The following is a 22,043-nucleotide window of genomic DNA, read 5'->3' as shown; positions in this document are numbered from 1 at the left end:
TCTTTCAAATTATGTTATCATTAGCTTGTTAGACGAATTTAACCTACGGGGGGTCAAGACATGTTATTAAAATCCGTTGTTATCAAAAAGAAAAATCTTACAACAGTCAATGAATCTTGCACTTTGGAAGAGGCTTTGAAAATCCTTGAAGATTCAGGTTATCGTTGTGTACCGATCTTAGATGAATCGGAAAAGATTTTTAGAGGAAATATCTATAAAATGCACATCTACCGCCATAAAGCAAACGGTGGAGACATGAGTTTACCAGTTACTTATTTATTAAAAAATGCAACAAAATTTATTTTTGTAAACACGTCTTTCTTTAAAGTCTTCTTTACGATCAAAGAATTACCTTACATTGCTGTGCTGGATGAGAATAACTATTTTTATGGAATCTTAACACACAGCACGTTATTGAATATCCTTGCTCAATCTTGGAATATTCAGCGTGGTAGTTATGTTTTGACAATTGCTACGACAGGTAAACAAGGAGATCTGGCCGCTATGACGAAAATCATTGCGAAACATAGCAGTATCGCCAGCTGTATTACATTGGATATCGGTGAGGATGAATTTATCCGCCGTACCTTGATCACTTTACCTGCAGAAACAACTGAAGAAACGTGTGCAGTGATTGTTGAGAATTTAGAGCGTAAGAATCTTAAAGTCGTTGAGATCGAAGATTTACAAGCAACTGCTGAATAGAACATTTTTCCAACTAATGTTTAGCAATGCATGGATGATAACACTTTCTCAAAAAAAACAAGTTTAATTTTGAACTATAAATCAAAATTAAACTTGTTTTTATACTTCGCAAATTTTTAAATATCTTTCTCTAACCCCTTCATATTGAAAACTTTAACAGCTACTCCAATGACTATCTTCGCTTCGTTTTTTCTTACTGATAAATCACGAATTGAAAAGAAACCTTATATAGTTTTCAAAAAAAATTAGTGTACTATTTGACTATATACAGTAAACTTTTACTGACTTAAGTTCCAAATTTGATTTGCATCATATGTGGCATCGTAACTATAAATTTTTGCTTTATCAACTATCTCACCCTTATTTAAAGCAACTACTTGATACGGATCATACAGACTTCTTATCAAATATCCCCCTTGCTTTACATCATATTCTATTAACCAATACGGAGTTAAATCATCAGGATTTAATATATCTAAGTTAATTACCTCTATCTTTGTGTCTATATGTTGATATCGTAAACCATCTCGAGTATATTGGTCGTTAAATATTCTGTATGCTTTTTTATCTGAATCATATTCGAATCTCCATCCTTGAGTCTTCAGGCCAATATAGCTACTTATCTCAGCATCAAGGACCGTTGCTTTAATTACTTTTTTATAATTTAATTTACTCGAAATATTATAAACGCCATCCTCAACTATCCCTTTGTCGGTACTTTGGAATTGCCATTTTTGAGCATTGCCTTCATTATAAGGATTACCTTTAAGTTTAGTTCCATTATTTATATTGGAATTTGGCACTTCAATTCCCCTACCAGGAATAATATAATTTCGAATAGAATATCTGCCCTCTTCATTTACTTCTATTCTCCAATATGCTCGATGTGGTATATCTGATTCGTAAAATTCTTTTTGAATATCTCCGTTATCATTGATTATTAACAAGTTGTATTTTTCACTATTCATATCATCATTTCTATCTCGAATAGTATAAGCTCTTCTTATATTATCATAAGTGAGTCTCCATTTTTGATTTTCTGTATTTTTTTTCGTATTTATTACTACAGACGGAACAGAGCTATTATCTACATCTATCGCTTTATTGGAATCTAAAATCGTACTTATTTGATATTCTCCATCAGCTATAGGATTATTTTGTACTTTTTTTATGTGCCATTTTTGAGATTTTTTTTCATCATTAGATTCTACTTTTATTTCATCAAACACTTCTTGTTTTGACTTAGGATTAGACAAAACTTTAGTTGAATCTTTTTTGTTTCTCAAAATATAGTTCCCATCAATTCCTCGTTCGGGTATCCAATAACTACTTATATCTGGAGAAATACCATTTAAATATAATTTTTTCACAGCATAATTATCAGAGTTTTCCTGCCATGTTAAATATTTCCCATCATTTCTTATATCCTGGATTTTATATGCTCTTTCTTTATCGTCATAAATAAACTTCCATTTTGAATTTTCATATCCATAATTTGAACTAATTAAAAGTGGCTCTGAACTTGATATGCTAACACCAGATACTACTTTAGTATTATCCGAACTCGGCATAATTAGGTACTCTCCATCAGCAATCAAATTTTCAGATTCAGGTTTTAGCAACCACTTTTGATTATCCGTATTGCGATATTGATAAACTGTTAGCCGTGTTCCATCTTCAATATTTGAATAAGCTAGATCAAGAACTTGGTCAGGTGATTCATAATTCCTAAAAATGTAATAGTTATCACTTGTAAGCTCAGCTACCCAATATCCACGATCATCTATAGGTTCAGAACTCCTATTTACATATTGTGATCCTACTTTATACCATTCTAAATGTGTTTTTATTTCATTACCATAATGTTCGACACCATGAATTGAATAGGCCTTTTTCGACTCATGATATACGAATCTCCATTTTTGATCATTTCCTTTTGCTTGTTTGTCAATTATTACTTGATCAAATACGTGAGGATTAACATCTATCACTTTGTGCTCAGCAAGCTTAGGACTTATCTGGTATATTCCATCTGCTATTCTTCTAGGATTTTTAGGATCATCTTTAAAAGGATCACGTTGTAAACTACCTGGACGCTTCATTGGATCGACTACTTCTTCAAGAATATTATCATTAGAAGCATCAAGGCTCTCTCTAGTAGTGTTTTCTGGATTCCACTGTATTATCTCAATTCCTTCTGGAACTACAATTTCTGGAAGCCCATCCACTCCTCTGAAATTAGGATTGGTATAGATACGAACCAATTCTCTTTCGTTAGTCGTACCAATTCGTCGTGTTTGCCGAACTGAACGAATAAATTCTGGACGTATTCCTCCAGGAAAAGTAATTTCCAATTGTTCAGGGTATGGCGATTGATTATTTAGTGACGCGTTTATATCAATCCCACCTGGTGCGAATATTTCGTAAATATACTCTTGTTGGTACCAACTATTGGGTGTCCATTGCCGAACTATTTGACCATTTTCATCAACTTCTGGTCTAGTTGTTGATACAAACGGATTGTCCCGATTTCTATATCTTCCCGAAACATATATACCTAAATTCCATCGTAAATTAACAAAGTTTTCATGTTGATTTCGTAGAGCAAATCCTTGTGTAAAAATATCGTTTGGGCCACGAGCATCATGCCTTAATAATAATTGTCTTCTATCAATATCATTCTCATTGCTTCTCCAAACAGGTTCACCACTGTTAAAATAAGAAGCCCAAGTAGACCTAATTAGATTGTGTAAAAATCTAACTCCCGTTTGTGCTATTGCAGTTACGACTGCTGCTTCGGCGCCATTAGTCTTTGAAATATTATTATCTGCGTCTACTTTTATAGGTACCAAAGTCAAACTCTGAGATAGCATCCCCATTACTAAAAAAACTAGAATTACTTTATTGAATGATTTTTTTATATATTTCATATTTCAATTTCTCCTCCCAAAAATATTTCAAACTACATTTCAATCACTTTATTATACAGTCCTCACTGCTTTTTCCCCTCTATGTTTTTTTAATAAAAATTAATTAATATTTCCGTATTAATATTATCATATTAAATATTAGATTACCAGAAAAAACAGAAAAATTCGTTATTTAATAAAAGGAAATAAAGACTCAATCTATATATTAAAAATCACTTTTTTATAGTAATATATATATATATATATATTTATAAAAATAAATATAATGTTTTTCCGCCCAACAAAAAAATCGTTATTTAATTATCATTTCAATTCTAATGAATGAAAATAATCTATCTTGTTTTAACTTAATACTACTAAATTAATACAACATGAAATTAAAAATGCGCTAGAATTGCCTTATTCTAATGCACCACTGGAATATTCAAACAACCATATCAAGGTGCTTAAGAGAAACGCTTATGGGTTTCGTAACTTTTACAATTTCAAGTTGAGAATTTCTTTATGTTTTGGCGCTATTCTTTTTCAAGCAACTAGAAAAAACCTAGAGGAAATTTCATCTAGGAATCATACTAATCGATTTAATTCTTTGGATTTTCTTCACCAACATTAGTTGACAAAAAAACAGGACATTAATCCTAAAAAAATATTATAACCCACCCTTTTTTAACGCTCTTCACCAATAATACGGACTTCAGTCTCCAATACAACATCAAATTTTTCTTTGATCACTTGTTGGATATGTGCAATCAATTCGACATAGTCTGTCGCTGTCGCCTGATCGATATTTACGATAAAACCAGCGTGTTTTTCTGAAATTTGAGCGCCGCCCCATTTCAGACCTTGCAATCCAGCATCTTGAATCAACTTACCCGTAAAATGTCCTTCTGGGCGCTTAAAGACGCTACCGCAAGATGGATATTCTAATGGTTGCTTGGATTCTCTAAGTTCAGTCAATTCTGCCATTTGACTCTTGATTATGCTATTTTCTCCTTCTTCTAAAGAAAAAGTCGCTTCTAACACAATACAGTGCATGTCTTGAATCGTACTGTGACGATAAGAAAAATCCATCTCTTCATTTGTAAATGTTTGAATCGTTCCGTCTTCCAACAGCACATTAACACTGGTGAAAACATCTTTGATTTCTCCGCCGTAAGCCCCAGCATTCATATAAACAGCTCCGCCGATGCTCCCTGGAATCCCACAAGCAAATTCAAAACCAGTCAAATCATGATCTAACGCAACATATGTCGTATCAATCAATTTTGCACCTGCTTCAACAATGATTTGTTTTTCAGAAACAGAAATTTGCTTCATATTTTCCAACATGATCACCATGCCGCGAATACCGCCATCTCGTACAATCAAGTTACTGGCATTGCCTAAAACAAGCCATGGAATTTCATGATTTTTGCAATATTCAACCAGAGTAGCCACTTCAGCTTTTGATTTTGGAAAAGCTAAAACATCTACAGGTCCACCCGTTTTTGTAAAGGTAAAGTTCATCAAAGGTTCATCAAATAGTAACGTTATATCCGTTAATTCATTCATCATTTCAATTTTATTCATCGAAAGTCGTTCCTTTCTTTCAAACATCCTATTTATTCTAGCATGCCAAAGAGAAACTTTCTAGTCTGAGTCTATAAAATATGTTCTTGGTGCTTCTGTAACATTTTGGCACATAGCTCATGACTCGTAAAAACTTTTTCTTGTTTTAACCGCGTTCCGTCATTTGTTTGAACTGCTTTGATGAATTCTTCTACCATTTGTTGGAATCCGCGTTTTTCTAGCGTCGTTGACCAGTCGCCAAAGTTTTTTTGTTGCGTTCCTAGCTGATTTTTGATGGTTAAGTCCGTTAGATTTTCTAATACTAACGTTCCTTGTGGACTTGTCAGTTGGTAGGTTTCAGTATTTGCCCCTGCATAGAGATTCATTGAGGCAATTGCTGTTGTGGTTTCTGTTTCTACATGGAGCAGCGCTCTTTTTAATTGATTATTTTCCTCGATTATTTTGGTTTGGACATGTCCAATCTCGTCATCAAGTAGATAAACAAGCGTGTCAGCTACATGTAAAAACAAATCGTAAATCACAAAATTAGCCGTGGATTCTGATGCTATACGATTTTTTTGAATCAGCAACATATTTTTATTTTCAACTGCTTTTAATTCTTCAACAAATGGCGCAAAACGGCGATTAAAGCCCACCATTAAAAGAAGATTTTTTTCTGCAGCTAAGATTTGGATTTCTTTGACTTCTGCTAAGTTTTCGCTTAAAGGTTTGTCGACAAAAACATGGGTGCCAGCTTCTAATAGTTGTTTTACTAGTTGACCATGAACTTTAGTTGCCGCGTGGACAAAACAAGCCGATATTCCAGCTTCAATCAACTCTTCTGTAGAAGCAACCATTTCGTTGAATCCATATTTTTCACTGATTTCTTTTCGAGTTTGTTCATTTCTGGTAGACAAAATAAACGTTGCTTGATCTCTTAATTGAGAGTATACAGGTAGATACGCTTTTTGCGCGATATTTCCTAAGCCGATGATTCCGATTTTCATGAAAGTCCTCCTTGATTTTAAAAGCTGAACAAGCTGGTTAATATACTTATTTCTTTAAGTTTAGCATATCAGGAATTGATTTAGATGTAAAAAAATAGAATTATTTATACGGTGTAGTCTTTCATAGTTGAAATCACTGACTTTCTTGTTACAATAGTAATGAGGTGAATAAAATGAAATGTATATCATGGAATGTCAACGGCCTGCGTGCTGTTGTTAAAAAGAACTTTATGGAAGTGTTTAACGAATTAGATGCAGATTTTTTCTGTTTACAAGAAACAAAATTACAAGAAGGGCAAATTGATTTGGAGTTGCCTGGTTATCACCAATACTGGAATTATGCTGAGAAAAAAGGTTATTCTGGTACTGCTATTTTTGCTAAAGAAGAAGCTTTAAGCGTTCGTTACGGTATGGATATTGAAGAACATGATCAAGAAGGACGTCTGATTACATTGGAATATCCTAACTTCTTTATGATCACTTGCTATACACCTAATTCACAAAATGAGCTGAAGCGTTTAGATTATCGTATGACATGGGAAGATGCGTTTCGTACTTATTTAAACGAATTAAGTAAAGAAAAACCAGTGATTCTTTGTGGTGATTTAAATGTTGCCCATCAAAATATCGATTTAAAAAACTGGAAAACTAATCAAAAAAATGCTGGGTTTACACCTGAAGAACGTGGAAAGTTCACAGAATTATTAGATAGTGGTTTTATTGATACTTACCGTTATTTCTATCCTGATCAAGAAGGCGTTTATTCTTGGTGGAGCTATCGTTTTAATGCTCGGAAAAATAATGCTGGGTGGAGAATCGATTATTTTGTCGTTTCTGACGCGTTGAAAGAAGCATTGACTAGTGCGAAGATCCATACTGACATTACTGGAAGTGACCACTGTCCAGTTGAGGTTGACTTGACTATTGCTTAACGAGAGGCTCCTTCTCTCGTTTTTTATTTAGTTTCTGTTAATATTTTTAAATTAACCTTACTATCTCTCACTTATTTTGATATACTACATGTATGAATTAATTTTGAACCGAAAGGGATAATGAACATGAATTTTTATTCCATAGACTTTGAAACAGCTAGTTACGCTAAACATAGCGCTTGTTCTGTCGCGCTAGTAAAAGTAGAAAATAATAAAATCGTTGATGAATACTATTCCTTGATTAAACCAGAAACTGATTTTTTCTGGAAAAACTTTCAAGTTCACGGGATCAAACCAGAAGATGTAGCCGATGCACCTAAATTTCCAGAAGTTTGGAAGCAAATTCAAGGTTGCTTTAAAGCGAATAGTTTAGTTGTCGCTCATAATGCGCCTTTCGACTGTGGTGTTTTAGCTGGATGCTTGGATTATTATGGCATTGATCAGCCAAATTACCTTTCATTATGTACGGTGAAGACTAGCCGTAAGCTATTCCCGGAGATGCCGAATCACAAGTTGAACACCATTTGTGATAATCTAGATATCCAGCTGAACAATCACCATGATGCTCTAGAAGATAGTCGAGCTTGTGCTGAAATTCTTTTGTATCAAGAAAAACATTTTGGTGTTGAACCGTTAAAAAAACTTGTTACAATAAAATAAAAAAAGCCGAATCCTGAACAAAATGTTCAGTGGATTCGGCTTTTTTTTTATTTCTCTAAAATCTCAACGATCTCATCCATATTTTTAGAACCAAAAACAATATCCTTATCATCAATGATCATCGCTGGGACGCTCATGATTTTCTTTTCTGTTTTCAATTCTGGGAAAACACCGATATCGATCATTTCAGCTTCAACATTATGATTGATCGAAGCAATACGCTGACATGCTGCTACAACATCTGGGCAGTAATGACAAGTCAATGAAACGAAAATCTGTACTTTTTTCTTCGGTAATTCTTTGATTTTATTAACGACTGGCTCCTCTATTGGCTGTCCAGCGCTACCTACATTATAAACAGCTAACACAATCGAGTTGACTTCATGTCCGCTTGGAATACCGCTAAATTTAATTCCTGTGTATTCACCTTGGTCATTTAAGACAACAACACTTGGTAATTTATCAATGCCATATTTCGCTTCTACGTCAGATTCAGCACCTTTTTGAACGGTTTCCAACAGGATTTTATCACTTAATGATGCAAACTCTGTTAGGAAAGAATTTAATTCGAGTGATTTCTCTTCGCTACTATCCATGACTTGTAATAAGGTTACATTCTTCGTTAATTTACCGAAAATACCACCTAGCTGCTCTCTCATTGCATCAGGGAACCATGTGTTATTACCACTTGTTGCTTTAGCAGGTTTCTTCTCTGCTTTTGGTTGTGTTTCTTTATTTTCAGCATGCTGTTTCGCTAAACGTTTTTCCATACGTTCATTGACGATCGGCAAGCCAGCTTTTGTTTTTTCTTCTGTGATGTACTTTTGTGCATTGGTTGCAGCGATTGCACCATCTGCAACAGCGGTAACGATTTGACGTAATTCTTTGATCCGTAAATCTCCGGCTGCATAGACACCAGGAACGTTGGTTTCCATATTTTCATTTGTCGGTACATAGCCACGATCTAATTCGACTTTGCCTTCAAAAATCTCAGTACTTGGTTTATTTCCTGCAAAAACAAACATCCCAAAAGTACTGTCAGCTGGTGCTTCATACGTCGTCTCTTCGCCTGTTTCATTATTAACAAAAACAGCTTTACGAACAAAGTCATCGCCAGTGATTTCTTTGACTTCTGTATTGTAGACGATCTTGATATCAGGATGTTGTTTGGCTGCTTCTGCTGTTAATTTAGCACAAGTAAAATCAGGTTCACGAATGATCATCGTCACTGATTTACCATAACGAGTTAAATAAACCGCTTCTTCGGCTGCCGCATAACCGCCACCCAGTACGAAAATATCTAATCCTTGGAAGAATTCACCATCACAGGTTGAACAATAAGCAATCCCACGTCCTGTAAATTCAACTTCACCTGGGAAACCGATTTTACGTGCTGACGCACCTGTTGCGATGATCACAGCATAGGCTTGATAGGTCTTTGTAGCAGATTTGACGGTTTTGACAGTTTGGCTTAAATCAACATCAATAATTTCATCCGTTGTAAATTCAACCCCGAAATCCAGCGCTTGTAAACGCATATCTTCCATCAATTCAGGACCAGTTGTTGCACGGATCGCTGGATAGTTCACGATTTCAGACGTCGTCGTTACTTGTCCACCAATCTTGTCTTTTTCAATGATCAATGTATCTAACATCGCACGTCCTGCATATATCCCAGCTGATAAAGCAGCTGATCCGCCGCCGATTACGATCAAATCATAAATTTCTTGACTCATGTATGTTCTCCTTTTGTACGTCTCATTATTTTGATCTATAAATTTTAAGAAAGACTCCCCTAAAAAAGGAAGTCTTACAGTTATCTATTTAATGGTTTAGATTTTACCAACTAAGTCTAAACTTGGTGCGATTGTTTCTTCGCCTGGTTTCCAGTTTGCTGGACAAACTTTATCGCCGTGTTCTGCTACAAATTGAGACGCTTCTAATTTACGAACTAACTCATCAGCGTTACGGCCGATTCCCATGTCATTGATTTCGTATGATTTGATTTCGCCTTCTGGGCTAACGATAAATGTGCCACGGTATGCTTGACCTAACTCTTCATTTAAAACACCGAAGAAACGAGCAATTTTACCATTTGGATCAGCTAACATTGGGTATTTGATCTTACCGATCGTATCTGTCGCGTCCGCCCAAGCTTTATGCACAAAGTGGCTATCTTCAGATACAGAGTAAACTTCACAATTCAACTCTTTTAAATGATCATAGTGATCCTGCATGTCGCCAAGTTCTGTTGGACAAACAAATGAAAAGTCAGCTGGATAGAAGAAGAAAATACTCCATTTACCTAATACATCTGCCGTTGAAACTTTGATAAAATCTCCATCTTGGTATGCGTCACATTCAAAGTCTAATAGTTTTGTGTTGATTAAATTCATATACATATTCCTCCTAAAATTTAAAAGTTAGCCGCAAAGCCACTCCATTTTTCTACACTCTTAGCGTATCAATTTAAAATTATTATGTCAATAGAATTATTATAGTTTAGTTATTTTATTTTTGCCATTTTCGTCTTTTCTTTGAGAAAATAGCTCTTTCATTCTCAATAACATGAAAGAACACCCTTTCTTGTTTGTCTGATCATATTTACACAATAAAACAAAAACAGAACAAAGAAAAGAATCCCTGTCCTGTTTCATCTTCATTCTATTCTACCAAAAGAATTCTTTCAATAATTGAACGACTTTCTGATTTTCAACTAGCTCACTATGACTCGTATTTTCTCCTTGAATCAGTATTTCTTGATAATCAGCTACTTGCTCCTGATAAATATACCTTCCAGAAAAAACACTTTGTACCGGAACCGTATTGTCCGATGCCGTATCATCAACTTCTCCAGCAATATTTAACATCTCGATCGTATCAGGGATATTTTCTAGATTGTTTAAATAGCCGTTGAGCAAATCGCTAGTTTCTTTTAGTTGTGTAAATGATGTCACAGCGTCATTATATTTTTTTGATGTATCGTTGTATGGTGTTCCTAGTGTTATCAATTTGGCTAATTTAGGATCATCAGGTTGCTGAAATTCTTCCAGATATGATGTGATCACTAATCCACCATTGGAATGGCCTAGATAGTTATATGTTTCAAATGAATACTTTTTTTGAATATAGCTTAATGCTAATTGATACCATTTTCCTTGAACAGGCAATGTCTTGTCACTACTATCTTCAAATGCAATCACGATCATAGGATGTTCAGTTGAACTGGTTAGTTTCCCTTTAGAAGAAACAGTTCCGTCCGTTGCTACAGTAACTTTTAACACATCCGCTTTTGAATCTAACGTTTTAATCAAGCCATTGAATCGATTGGCCGTTCCATTAGTGCCTGGAACAAAAATCGTTGGCGTTTGAATTTCCACAGGTTCACTCGTTGGTGTAAATTTTTCGGCAAATGCCGTTAAGCTTTTTTGAAATAAAAGAAAGAGCATTAGAACAACACCTACAATCAAAAGTATTTTAGAAACCCCTCTTTTTATGTTTTTAGTATTATCCATGACGTTTCCCTCCTCTTATAGGGAAAGTGTACGCCTTGAAACTTAAACGAAAATTAAACACAAAATAAAGAGAACAATTTAGTTTAGGAGATTAAAAACGTTTCATCCATCTTCTTATCTTTGCCAAAATGCTTACCATGAACATCGATTGCTGCATGCCATTCTTTACATAAATCATGTGGGATTGTTTCTGTCAAATGAATAAAATCTTTCCGCATTTCTTCATAGGTCTTATATGGACCAAACCCTAAACGATTAAATAAACGAATCGCATATTGATCCGCGATAAAGACATTTCGTTCAAATATATAAAGAAGCATCGCATCTGCTGTTTCTGACCCGACACCTTTGATCGTCAACAGCTCTTTTCTAAGTTCCTCAGTTGAGTATGCACGGAATTTATCAAAATCACTATCATGAGAAACAAACCAATTGATCAATGCTTTGATATAGTTACTTTTTTGGGTGAAAAATCCTGCTGGACGAATCAGTTCCTGTAGTGTTTCCAACTCGATTTCCTGAAGTCTTTCTACGGTTAAATAAGGGGCCAAATTCCCTAATGCTTTATGAGCATTTTTTTCAGTCGTTTGCTGGATCAAAATCATCGATACCCAATCAGATATACGATTCTCATCTTCCCACCAATATTGGAAACCATAATGGGCGACTAAGTTATTTAACACTTGTTGCTTCTCTTCATCTGATTTCATATTTATCTATTCCTTTATTATCACATAAAAAAACTCAGATCAAAATAATTAAATCCTGACCCAAGCCTTATCATCGTTATTCAGTTATTTCTCTTTCTTTTGTGATCATGATCACGCCATCACCCAATGGCAATAAAGTCGATGTCAAATCTGGATGAGTCATGACTGTATCTAAGAATTGATTCAACTTTCTATGAATTGTTCTTTGACTACGTGGAATTTCCTCGATTGGGTCTAAAATCGTTCCTGCTTGGAAAACATCATCTACCATCAGCACGCCGCCAACACGTAATAAACGTAAACATTCAGGTAAAAATTCAATATATTTGGATTTCGCACTATCCATAAATATAAAGTCATAAGGACCTGTTAACGTAGGTAAAACTTCTGCCGCTTGTCCTTCCAATAAGGTCACTTTATCTGTCAATCCTAAACGTTCATACGTTACTTTGGCTTTTCTGATCATGACATCAAATCGATCGATGGTCGTGACATGTCCGTCTTCTCCAACGTATTGCGCCATCAAGCTAGAAGAAAATCCAATTGCTGTTCCGATTTCTAAAATATTTTTGGGTTTGATTTGATCTAAGAAAAATTGTAAAAACGCAACGGTTTCATGAGGTATGATCGGTACTCCTGCCTCGTGTGCTTCTTCTTCAATCACGCCAAGTTCACCTTGGACTTTTTTTTGTTTATTGCGCATAAAATCAACAAGTTCTTGTTTTACAACTGGTCGATGCATCATTTCGTTTCGCACTCTCTTCATCCTTCCAACTGTCAATCATTTCTACTCTTCACTAATAGTAATATAGCAGAAATTTTTTTCAGATGATAGACTTTCTTTACAGTTTTTAATAAAAAAAGTATTTACATTTTTTTATACCATCGATTCATTTATTTTATTCAAATAAGGCGCCATTCAATCGGCTTTTCACCATTTGATAGAGTTCAAATTGCTGCTTTTTCTTCACAAAATTTCTTTTGTTATAACATTGGTAGCCGCTTTGTCTAACTGCATCTAGAATTCCTTTGTAAAAATACATAGCAAGCAGCAATGCTTCTTGGCAGTCGTCATCTATATCCGGAAGCATTGTTAGAGATTGTTTATACAAATATTCTGCTCTATGCGCTTCGTACTCCCATAATTCGATAAATGAATCATTGATTATTTCTTTTTCTAACATTTCCAAAGAAACATCGAAATTCTTCATCACTTCTTTAGGAAGATACACGCGTTGTTTTTTTAAATCTTCCCCAATATCCCTTAATATATTTGTAATTTGCATTGCTTGTCCTAATTGAATCGCTTGTTTTTTTATATTGTCAGCTTTAGTTGAAAGAATGGGCAGCAACATTAATCCCACTGAACTTGCAACGAAATAAGAATACTCTTCTAATTGCGCTTGTGTATCTGGTTGTTGGAAATCCCAATCTTTTTCTTGGCCACTCAACATATCATAAAAAGGTTGGTGATCCATTTTATATGTTTCAAAAACTGGAACTAACGCACGCCAAAAATAGCGATCTGGGATGTCACCTGCTAAGAAATCGTCCAATTCATGCTTTAATTTATTTAGACTCTCAAGGTCATTATACACATCGATACTATCATCCGCTTCACGACAGAAAGAATAAATTGCAAAAATACTTAATGCTTTTTGCTTTGGGAGTTTAGAAAAAGCTTTATAAAAGCTTTTCGAATGATTTTGAATCGTTTGCTTACAAATAGCAAAGTCTGACTCATACATTGAAAATAGTTCATTTAATTCATTTTTTCTTTGCATCATCTTTCAATAACTCCTCTGCTGCTAACTTTGCGCTCGTTAAAACAATTGGAACTCCTGCACCTGGATGCGTACTACTTCCACAAAAATAAAGATTATCTGCATAATCAAATTTATTATGTGGACGATAATAATTACTTTGCTTCAAAGTAGGTTTTAGTCCAAAAGTTGCACCATTATACGCATTGAAATTTTTCTTAAAATCTTCAGGTGTATAAACTGTCTCAAAAACGATATGTTCTTCAATATCTGTAAAAATAGTTTCCTTTTTTACTAAGTCCACAATTTTTTGACGAAATTCACTCGTTGTTGACTCATTCCAGTTCACTCCTTGAGAAAGTTCTGGAACAGGTACTAAAACATAGACGCCCTCATGTCCTTCTGGCGCTAAACTCTCATCGATGGATGAGGGTACATATACGTAAAAAGAAGGATCTTCTGGTAAATGACCATCTTCAAAAATATCGTTAATATTTTTCTCAAAATCTGCAGCAAATCGAATTGTGTGAAGAGAATCAACTGGATATTTTTTATCCAGCCCAAGATAAAGAATAAAACATGAACAGGAATAGTCTAACTGATCAATTTTTTTATCTGTATATTTTCCTCTTGTTTTTTCATCCGGCAACAATGATTTCATTGCGTAAGGAAAGTCAGCATTACAAACCACATAATCGCTTGAAATAAGCCCTTCTTCTGTCCTGATTCCTTTTGCTTGCTTGTTTTCAATAATAATTTCTTCCACAGCTGTATCAAGGTGGATCGTACCGCCAAGTTCTTCAAATGCCTTGGCCATCCCTGTAGCTAAAGTATACATTCCGCCTTCAATAAACCAAATGCCATAAATCAATTCGATCATAGGAATAATCGTATAAAGAGATGGACCATTATATGGAGAAACACCTATATAAAGCGTTTGAAATGCCAATGCTTTGCGTAATCTTTCGTCTTTTACAAATTTTGAAATCGAACTATACGCATCATTAAATGTATGCAATCTAAAACCATCAATCAATGATTTGGGATTGTAAAAATCCCAAAAAGACCGAAATGACTTCATAATAAAGGCTTTTTTTGCGATTTGATAACGTTTGTAGATACTCGCCAAATAGTCTAAATACCCTTGCATATCATCTTCTGAAATCCCCTCTAAAAGAGTAGTTAAAGAAACCAAATCTGATGACATGTTCAATGTTTCTTCGTTGGGAAAATTTAAGGATAACATCGGATCAACTTTTTTCATTGGTATGTATTGTTCAGGATCTTTCCCACATTGTTCAAACACTTCACGATAAATTTCTGGCATCATTACAATCGTTGGACCTACATCAAACGTAAATCCTTGCTCCTTGATTTGATACATTTTACCGCCGACTTGCTTATTTTTCTCATATAAATGGACTTCATAACCTTCATGTTGCAAACGAATAGCAGCTGCTAAACCAGCTGCTCCAGCACCAATTACTATAATTTTTTTCAATATACTACACCGCCAACTTGTTTTTTTTAGTATACCTTTATCAGAAGATAATGTAAATTATTTAGATTTTTCAGACAAAAAAATATGTGATTGTACTATAACTCAAAGGTTATAGTACGATCACATATAATTCCAATAAACTATACTGACACATTATATATGTTTAGTATAACAAACCAACCAAATCGTCTTTTTCAATATTACCGAAATATTTTTTAATATCGATTTGATCAACAGCTGCCTCAATCGCTGTTTTTTCATATTTTGTGCCAGTCAAAATTTCTTCTACGTCTTTGATTTCACCTAGTCCAAAGAAATCGCCAAAGATTTTGATTTCTTTGATTTCGCCATCTTCTACATTCATTTGCGCATCGATGGAACCAATCGGAAAGCGTTGATGACGTTCTAAGTTAAAGGCTGGTGATTTACCATAATTCCAATCCCAATTACGATAATAATCATCTGAGATCTTGTTGATTTTCACCCAGTCTTCATCCGTTAGTTCGTATGTTTTTACTTGATCAACAGAATTGACACCAAAGATCTTCAATAAAATATCTTGACGGAACTCTTCGGTCGTCATGTCTTGTTTATCTGCTGGTAGAAACGGTTTGATATTGGTTACTCGCGAGCGAACGGATTTAATGCCCTTAGATTCGATCTTATCTTTGCGAACTTTTAATGTGTTCACAACTTCATCAATATCACTGTCAAACATCAACGTGCCATGAGCAAACATTCTACCAGCGGTTGCATACATCGCATTTCCAGAAAATTTCATTCCATCAATGACCAAATCGTTACGACCTTTTAATTCTGCACCTGAAACACCTAGCTCATGCAACGCTTGAATGATTGGTTGTGTTACTTTAGCAAAATCACGGAAAGAGTTGCCATCGTCTGGCATGATAAAACTGAAATTCAAATTCCCGTGATCATGATACACTGCACCGCCACCGCTTAATCGGCGAACCACATGGATGCCATGTTCATCTACATATTCTTTGTTGATTTCTTCTATCGTATTTTGGTTACGCCCAATTATAATTGATGGATCATTGATATAGAATAATAGAATCGGTTCATCTAATGGTTTTTCTTTTAATAAATACGTCTCGATCGCTAAGTTAACTCTTGGGTCGTTATTTTCATTTGGTACAAAAATCACAGTTCACCACTCCTTAAATTTCGATAACTAAATTTTTCTCTGCCAGACTAACGGATACTTGATTTCCAGCTGCTTTTTCCGCTTGTTGTTTCAGCTCTTCTAATGAGCCATGTTGGGGCAAATGGGTCAGGATCAGATGTTTAACGGCTGCTGCTTTTGCGATTTCTCCTGATTCTTTAGAGGTGAAATGAGCATGATGTTTCTCATTTCCTTCAAATAAATAGGTATCCGCCAAAAAGACATCCGCATCTTTCGCAAAATCGACAAAACTTTCCAAGTAACCAGAGTCACCGGTGAAAACAAACACTTTCCCCGTTTTTTCTTCTACAAAACGCATCGCATAGCAAGGGACAGGATGGATTGTTTTCATAAATGTTACAAGGAATGGTCCTAATTTTAATTCTTCTGCTTCAAAATAAGGAACGGCTTTCGACACTCCTGGCATATTCAAGGCTTCAAAGTGAATAGGGTCATCTGTATGGCCATAGATAGGCAACACAGGTGTTGGTTCCATCACCGGATATAGCTGGCGATAATACTGTAGCACGCCGAGATCTGCGATATGATCGTAATGATAATGGGTCAAAATCACTGCATCTAATGTTAATGGGTCAAGATGCTCTTCTAAATTGACTAAGGTTGTGCTTCCGGCATCTAACAATAGCTTAAAACCATCTGATTCTAAAAGGTAAGAACTGGTTCCTTCTCCTTTATAAGGATAGGCACCTAAACAGCCTAGAACAGTTATTTTCAACTTCATCGACCTCCTTGATTCGTCTTCACTTAATGGTAACATAAAAAATGAAATCATTGATAAAAACAGGTATGATTGAACAAAAAAAACTAAAAAATAACTATTTAAGTTATCTTTTAGTCCTTGATTGACTTTATGAGTGGTTCAATTAGAATAATTGAATCAGCTATTTTGTTGTTTTCTTTTTTTAACAAAGTATAAAGTACCGCTTAATAATATAATTCCCGCTCCAATCAGCATCAACGATTTTTTATTATCCTCACCAGCTAAAGGCAACTGGTCTTTTGTATTAGTCGGTTTTGGGTTATTTTGAGTTAGATTATTTTTGTTATATACATAAGTTATTATTTGATTTTGTTTTTCAAAAGTACCTTTTAAATTTTCGGGTAATTTATTTTCATTTAGTGTGTAGCCATCTATTGTAAGTTTATAAGTTGCTGTTGAAACATCGTAAAGGGCACCAATACGACCACTAATCACTTTAGAATCATGGATTTTTTTCCCTGTCTCATCTACATAATTTATCGTTATAGTTGCCATTTCCGATGGATTTTTTGTATAAACATACTCCACTTTTTGGGGTTGATCGCTTAGTACTCCTATCATATGTTCAGGTAACTTACTTTCATCTAGTGTGTAACCTTCTATTGCAAGCTTATAGTCCGGACTTGTTGCGTCATATGGATCTCCAATATTTCCACCAATTGTTTGGGCAGTGTGGATTTCTTCACCTGCTTCATCTACATAGGTTACTGTAACATCTGCTGCTTTTACTAGATCTTTTGTATACTTATACACAACAGTTTGGGCATCAGCACCTAATGTTCCTGTCGCATTCTCTGGTAGATTCGTTTCATCTAGTGTATAGCCGTCTATTGCAAGCTTATAGTCTGGACTTGTTGCGTCATATGGATCTCCAATATTTCCACCAATTGTTTGGGCAGTGTGGATTTCTTCGCCTGCTTCATCTACATAGGTTACTGTAACATCCGCTGCTATTCTATTAACAGGTTGCCAAACGTATGTATCATTTTTTGGAGCAAAATCAAAGTTGCTCATCAGATCTTTACTCGTCCATATATCTGCACCTTTAGGGTTAGTGATCGTACCATCACCAATGTTTTGCCACATTCCAGTATACATATCATTTTCAGGAATCATCGGTAATTCAGGATTAGTACTTGCGTTTCTCCCTATAAATCTGAAATTTGAACTCAGCTTTAATTCTTTTAATGCACTAGCATTTTGGAAAAATAAAGCTGTTGCATAAATACTATTAGCGTCTAATCTAGTCATGTTAAAGCCTGTCAAGTCTAATGATTCTAATGAACTATCTCCCATAAAGACTCCTTGGGCTGCATTAACCGGAGTCAGTTTCCAATTTGATAGATCAAGTACTTTTAATTTCGCCATACTTGAAAATGCATAGGTTATCGAAGTCATATTTTGTGTATTCCATGTTGAAACATCTAGTGTTTCAAGGTTCACACATCCGTTAAAAAGTGAAAAAATATCTTGAACGTTAGACGTATCCCAACTAGTTAAATCAAGTGAGACCAATTTAGAACATTCAGCAAAAACACGTTGCATATTGACTGTATTCGAAGTATCTAGATAGGAAATATTTTCAATTTCGGTCACATTAGAAAATCTTTCAAACAGCCGGTCCATAATAGCTGATGCTACAACAGGCCCCTCAAAGACAATTTTATTTATTAATGTCCCATAGTCCATCCAAGGACTTTGATACGTACCATTACTATTTTTCGGTGAATCGGCAAATTCTCCTGGTTGAATATGAAGAACACCTGCGTCATCAATAGACCAGTCACTTGTTCCAAAGCTACCTGATGCAATATTAGTAGTAGCTGAATCACGCTCGGAAGCGTCGCGCGTACTGCTATTATCTTGTGAGACTGTAAAATCGATTGATTCCTGACTATCCGATAATTCAGTTTTTTCGATTGTTGCACTAGATTGTACAGAATCTGAAAGAAATGCTTCTTCACTTGATTCTTCTACTGCTTCTTTTGAAGTGTCACTGGTTTGCGGAATACTGCTGTTAATAGTTTCAGCCAAAACCAAACCAGGCTGGCAAACACTCATTAATAAAGTAAAAAGTAATGTAAAACTTGTTTTTTTCACAAATATTCTCCTATCGGATTCTCATTTTTAAATAATACTAATTGAAAACAACCGTTATGTATAATAAAAGAACTCCTAAAAATTCGTTATACTTATGCTTTCAAAGAAAAATTGTCTTTTAAAATAGTGTGTCTTAGTCAAGTTAAAAAATCTCTTTTGTTATATCTAGTTTATTAAAACCAAACAAAAGAGATTTTTATTATAGTAATATGTTGTTAATGATTAAAATTTTGACTTCTTATTCAACAACAACCGGTGCTCCTTTTTCTTCACGAGCTGTATCATAAAAACTTGCCACAGCAACGTCATGATAAGGAATCACCCATAATAAACCGATTCCGAATACTAAAGCCCCAATAATAAACCAACCGATAAATGAAATTTGTAAAAGTAAATATTGACCAAAACGGCCTTTCATCAAGAACAATGCATATTTAAGGGCATCTCCTACTGATAATTCTGGGTCATCAAGCTTTACCCACACAGCGAACTGAAACACACCACTAACAAAAATACCGACTAAAATCATTAAAAATCCGAAGATCAGTAATAATAGAGCTAAAAACATATCTCCACCCATTTCGGATTGAAATTGGTCAACTGAAACAGTATTAAACATCAACCCAAAATACATCGTTACTCCAGAAGATAGGAGAATTGGCAGCAACACAATTAGATTCAACACTAATTCAACAAGATATTGAATTAAGTTAATCAATAGCATTGGAAGATAAAACTTGCCTTGAAAAATATTTGTTAGCATTCCTGGTTGAACTCTTTTTCCTCGTAATACTTGTAGTGCACAGTAATATGTCCCATAAGTAATTGCAAAGAAGAGGAAATTATTTAGTAAAAATGACATAACATTGCTTCCCGCACCATCTTTTGGTAAATTGGCAATGCTACCAACCACTGAACTAATAATAAAGCGAATAAATACAGCTAAAAAGGTAATCCAAGCCATCGTTCCCCATTGATTTTTTAGTGATATTCGAGCTTTTTCTCGATGCATTCCATTTGTTATTTGACTTTTCATGTTAATCATCTCCTCTTTATTTAATAACTGCGAAGCTTGTCTACTGTTTCTTTATCTAATCGCTTCACTACTTCTGTCACTAATTTAACTGTATTTAAATAATCATCTTCATGAATCATCGATGTATGCGAATGTAAATAACGAACTGGAACTGTGATTGCAAGTGACGGAACACCATTTCTAGTTAAATGCATTCTACCAGCATCAGTACCCCCACCTGTGATCACCGTGTATTGGAAAGGAATATTATTTTCTTCTGCCACTTGGATCACAAAATCACGTAATTTTTTATGTGGAATCATCGACGCATCAAAAATTAGGATCTGCGGTCCCTTGCCTAATTCAGAGTCTGCTTCTTTAGGCGTCATACCAGGAGTATCCCCTGCAGTTCCAGTATCTAGTGCAAAGGCAATATCTGGATCAACTAAATGTGTACTTGTTTGTGCACCACGCAAGCCAACTTCTTCTTGGACATCGCTTCCAGCAAATAAAATATTAGGATGTCCTTCTGTCGCTAAATTTTCTAAAACTCTTAAAGATACAGCTGTACCAATACGATTATCCCAAGCCTTAGCCAACATAAACTTAGTATCATTCATCCGGCGGTATTCAATATAAGGCGTAATCATATCACCTGGTTTAATGCCCCATTCAGCCACTTGCTCATCACTTGATGCACCAATATCAATAAACATATCTGCAACATCGTACGGTTGTTTTCTAGCTTCTGCGGTTAAAACATGAGGCGGTTTTAAACCGATCACACCATGAAATAACTTACCTTTACTTGTTTTGATTTGCACTTGCTGAGCTAACATAACTTGTCCCCACCAGCCACCAAGTGTTTGGAATTTAATGAATCCTTTTTGTGTGATTTGAGTGACCATAAAACCAACTTCATCTAAATGTCCTGAGAAGAAAACTTTCGGTCCTTCTTTATCCCCAACCCGTTTGGCGATAATACTGCCTAAACCATCATACATGATTTTATCCGCAAATGGTTCCGCATATTTTTTGAATATCTCTCTGACTTCCCCTTCATTTCCGGGTACTCCTTTAGCATTTGTTAAGTCTATTAATAAACGTTCTTCTTTTTGATCCATTATTATTCCTCCCTAAATTTAAAAGTGTAGCGGGCTCATTCAGCTCCGACTGAAAAATAGGAAAATAGGAGGGTGGCGCTTTTTGCCACAATCAGATTTTATCTTTTTTCCGAGAGCTAGCCCGTGAAGCTAGACAACAATAAAAGTGCAGCGGGCTCGTTTAGCTCCGACTGAAAAATAGGAAAATAGGAGGGTGGCGCCTTTTGCCACAATCAGATTTTATCTTTTTTCCGAGGAGCTAGCCCGTGAAGCTAGACAACAATAAAAGTGCAGCGGGCTCGTTTAGCTCCGACTGAAAAATAGGAAAATAGGAGGGTGGCGCCTTTTGCCACAATCAGATTTTATCTTTTTTCCGAGGAGCTAGCCCGTGAAGCTAGACAACTATAAAAGTGCAGCGGGCTCGTTTAGCTCCGACTGAAAAATAGGAGGGTGGCGCCTTTTGCCACAATCAGATTTTATCTTTTTTCCGAGGAGCTAGCCCGTGAAGCTAGACAACTATAAAAGTGCAGCGGGCTCGTTTAGCTCCGACTGAAAAATAGGAAAATAGGAGGGTGGCGCCTTTTGCC

The 22,043-nt window shown here is 35.3% G+C and carries 18 protein-coding genes and 1 pseudogene; 4 read left to right on the top strand and 15 right to left on the bottom strand.

Annotation, left to right across the window (positions count from 1 at the left end):
* Positions 1 to 60: 60 nt before the first annotated feature.
* Positions 61 to 705 carry a cyclic di-AMP binding protein CbpA gene (gene cbpA, locus IGL98_RS05025; protein WP_206843762.1) on the top strand — a complete coding sequence of 215 codons (645 nt, stop codon included), beginning with the start codon at positions 61 to 63 and terminating at the stop codon, positions 703 to 705.
* 278 nt (positions 706 to 983) lie between these two features.
* Here cbpA and IGL98_RS05020 read toward each other — a convergent pair whose 3' ends face one another.
* On the bottom strand, positions 984 to 3,635 hold the full coding sequence (locus IGL98_RS05020) for a scabin-related ADP-ribosyltransferase (protein WP_206843764.1): 2,652 nt from the start codon (positions 3,633 to 3,635) through the stop codon (positions 984 to 986).
* A gap of 367 nt (positions 3,636 to 4,002) precedes the next feature.
* Here IGL98_RS05020 and IGL98_RS05015 point away from each other — a divergent pair.
* Positions 4,003 to 4,248, top strand: a pseudogene (locus IGL98_RS05015) (transposase); the annotation flags it as partial.
* Between the two features lie 53 nt (positions 4,249 to 4,301).
* Here IGL98_RS05015 and murB read toward each other — a convergent pair.
* Both murB and IGL98_RS05005 read right to left on the bottom strand, forming a co-directional pair.
* Positions 4,302 to 5,204, bottom strand: coding sequence for a UDP-N-acetylmuramate dehydrogenase (gene murB, locus IGL98_RS05010; RefSeq protein WP_206846746.1), 903 nt, complete (start codon positions 5,202 to 5,204; stop codon positions 4,302 to 4,304).
* Between the two features lie 71 nt (positions 5,205 to 5,275).
* On the bottom strand, positions 5,276 to 6,190 hold the full coding sequence (locus IGL98_RS05005; protein WP_206912647.1) for a Gfo/Idh/MocA family protein: 915 nt from the start codon (positions 6,188 to 6,190) through the stop codon (positions 5,276 to 5,278).
* A 173-nt stretch (positions 6,191 to 6,363) separates the two neighbouring features.
* Here IGL98_RS05005 and IGL98_RS05000 point away from each other — a divergent pair, with 173 nt between their 5' ends.
* Entirely contained in the window at positions 6,364 to 7,122 is a 759-nt protein-coding gene (locus IGL98_RS05000) for an exodeoxyribonuclease III (protein WP_206912649.1), read from the top strand.
* Between the two features lie 126 nt (positions 7,123 to 7,248).
* A complete protein-coding gene (locus IGL98_RS04995) occupies positions 7,249 to 7,782 on the top strand; it encodes a 3'-5' exonuclease (protein ID WP_206912652.1) in 534 nt (177 codons plus the stop codon).
* Between the two features lie 47 nt (positions 7,783 to 7,829).
* Here the strand turns inward: IGL98_RS04995 and IGL98_RS04990 are convergent, their stop codons facing one another.
* The 12 genes from IGL98_RS04990 to IGL98_RS04935 all read right to left on the bottom strand — a co-directional run bounded on the left by IGL98_RS04990 (position 7,830) and on the right by IGL98_RS04935 (position 21,477).
* A complete protein-coding gene (locus tag IGL98_RS04990) occupies positions 7,830 to 9,518 on the bottom strand; it encodes an FAD-dependent oxidoreductase (RefSeq protein ID WP_206846742.1) in 1,689 nt (562 codons plus the stop codon).
* A gap of 96 nt (positions 9,519 to 9,614) precedes the next feature.
* The gene (ahpC, locus tag IGL98_RS04985) at positions 9,615 to 10,178 is read right to left on the bottom strand and encodes an alkyl hydroperoxide reductase subunit C (RefSeq protein ID WP_087639415.1); all 564 of its coding nucleotides are present in this window, start codon (positions 10,176 to 10,178) and stop codon (positions 9,615 to 9,617) included.
* Positions 10,179 to 10,451: 273 nt separating this feature from the next.
* On the bottom strand, positions 10,452 to 11,297 hold the full coding sequence (locus IGL98_RS04980) for an alpha/beta hydrolase (protein ID WP_206912654.1): 846 nt from the start codon (positions 11,295 to 11,297) through the stop codon (positions 10,452 to 10,454).
* A gap of 83 nt (positions 11,298 to 11,380) precedes the next feature.
* Entirely contained in the window at positions 11,381 to 12,007 is a 627-nt protein-coding gene (locus IGL98_RS04975; protein ID WP_206846740.1) for an endonuclease III domain-containing protein, read from the bottom strand.
* A gap of 76 nt (positions 12,008 to 12,083) precedes the next feature.
* Positions 12,084 to 12,764: a class I SAM-dependent methyltransferase gene (locus IGL98_RS04970; RefSeq protein ID WP_206846738.1), complete on the bottom strand. Its 681-nt coding sequence runs from the start codon at positions 12,762 to 12,764 to the stop codon at positions 12,084 to 12,086.
* A gap of 142 nt (positions 12,765 to 12,906) precedes the next feature.
* Positions 12,907 to 13,794, bottom strand: coding sequence for a phytoene/squalene synthase family protein (locus tag IGL98_RS04965; RefSeq protein WP_242590260.1), 888 nt, complete (start codon positions 13,792 to 13,794; stop codon positions 12,907 to 12,909).
* Positions 13,775 to 15,271, bottom strand: coding sequence for a phytoene desaturase family protein (locus IGL98_RS04960; protein WP_206846736.1), 1,497 nt, complete (start codon positions 15,269 to 15,271; stop codon positions 13,775 to 13,777). Before IGL98_RS04960 ends, IGL98_RS04965 begins: the two co-directional genes overlap by 20 nt.
* A 163-nt stretch (positions 15,272 to 15,434) precedes the next feature.
* On the bottom strand, positions 15,435 to 16,439 hold the full coding sequence (locus IGL98_RS04955; RefSeq protein ID WP_206846734.1) for a lipoate--protein ligase: 1,005 nt from the start codon (positions 16,437 to 16,439) through the stop codon (positions 15,435 to 15,437).
* Between the two features lie 13 nt (positions 16,440 to 16,452).
* Positions 16,453 to 17,193, bottom strand: coding sequence for an MBL fold metallo-hydrolase (locus IGL98_RS04950; protein ID WP_277989064.1), 741 nt, complete (start codon positions 17,191 to 17,193; stop codon positions 16,453 to 16,455).
* Between the two features lie 162 nt (positions 17,194 to 17,355).
* A complete protein-coding gene (locus IGL98_RS04945) occupies positions 17,356 to 19,338 on the bottom strand; it encodes a MucBP domain-containing protein (protein ID WP_206846731.1) in 1,983 nt (660 codons plus the stop codon).
* Between the two features lie 238 nt (positions 19,339 to 19,576).
* Complete coding sequence (locus IGL98_RS04940; RefSeq protein WP_206912657.1) at positions 19,577 to 20,374, bottom strand: DUF975 family protein; 798 nt, start codon at positions 20,372 to 20,374, stop codon at positions 19,577 to 19,579.
* A 20-nt stretch (positions 20,375 to 20,394) separates the two neighbouring features.
* Positions 20,395 to 21,477: a M42 family metallopeptidase gene (locus tag IGL98_RS04935; RefSeq protein WP_206846729.1), complete on the bottom strand. Its 1,083-nt coding sequence runs from the start codon at positions 21,475 to 21,477 to the stop codon at positions 20,395 to 20,397.
* Positions 21,478 to 22,043: the final 566 nt, after the last annotated feature.

The sequence above is a fragment of the Enterococcus sp. DIV0840 genome (genome assembly GCF_050527835.1).
GTDB classification, from domain to species: domain Bacteria; phylum Bacillota; class Bacilli; order Lactobacillales; family Enterococcaceae; genus Enterococcus_L; species Enterococcus_L ureasiticus.
This window is presented reverse-complemented; position numbering and strand designations above follow the sequence as displayed.

What these genes read in the sequence shown, in the direction of transcription:
- cbpA (WP_206843762.1), top strand. Translation starts at nt 61, where the DNA reads ATGTTATTAAAATCCGTTGTTATCAAAAAGAAAAATCTTACAACAGTC.
- IGL98_RS05020 (WP_206843764.1), bottom strand. Translation starts at nt 3,635, where the DNA reads ATGAAATATATAAAAAAATCATTCAATAAAGTAATTCTAGTTTTTTTA.
- murB (WP_206846746.1), bottom strand. Translation starts at nt 5,204, where the DNA reads ATGAATAAAATTGAAATGATGAATGAATTAACGGATATAACGTTACTA.
- IGL98_RS05005 (WP_206912647.1), bottom strand. Translation starts at nt 6,190, where the DNA reads ATGAAAATCGGAATCATCGGCTTAGGAAATATCGCGCAAAAAGCGTAT.
- IGL98_RS05000 (WP_206912649.1), top strand. Translation starts at nt 6,364, where the DNA reads ATGAAATGTATATCATGGAATGTCAACGGCCTGCGTGCTGTTGTTAAA.
- IGL98_RS04995 (WP_206912652.1), top strand. Translation starts at nt 7,249, where the DNA reads ATGAATTTTTATTCCATAGACTTTGAAACAGCTAGTTACGCTAAACAT.
- IGL98_RS04990 (WP_206846742.1), bottom strand. Translation starts at nt 9,518, where the DNA reads ATGAGTCAAGAAATTTATGATTTGATCGTAATCGGCGGCGGATCAGCT.
- ahpC (WP_087639415.1), bottom strand. Translation starts at nt 10,178, where the DNA reads ATGAATTTAATCAACACAAAACTATTAGACTTTGAATGTGACGCATAC.
- IGL98_RS04980 (WP_206912654.1), bottom strand. Translation starts at nt 11,297, where the DNA reads ATGGATAATACTAAAAACATAAAAAGAGGGGTTTCTAAAATACTTTTG.
- IGL98_RS04975 (WP_206846740.1), bottom strand. Translation starts at nt 12,007, where the DNA reads ATGAAATCAGATGAAGAGAAGCAACAAGTGTTAAATAACTTAGTCGCC.
- IGL98_RS04965 (WP_242590260.1), bottom strand. Translation starts at nt 13,794, where the DNA reads ATGATGCAAAGAAAAAATGAATTAAATGAACTATTTTCAATGTATGAG.
- IGL98_RS04940 (WP_206912657.1), bottom strand. Translation starts at nt 20,374, where the DNA reads ATGAAAAGTCAAATAACAAATGGAATGCATCGAGAAAAAGCTCGAATA.
- IGL98_RS04935 (WP_206846729.1), bottom strand. Translation starts at nt 21,477, where the DNA reads ATGGATCAAAAAGAAGAACGTTTATTAATAGACTTAACAAATGCTAAA.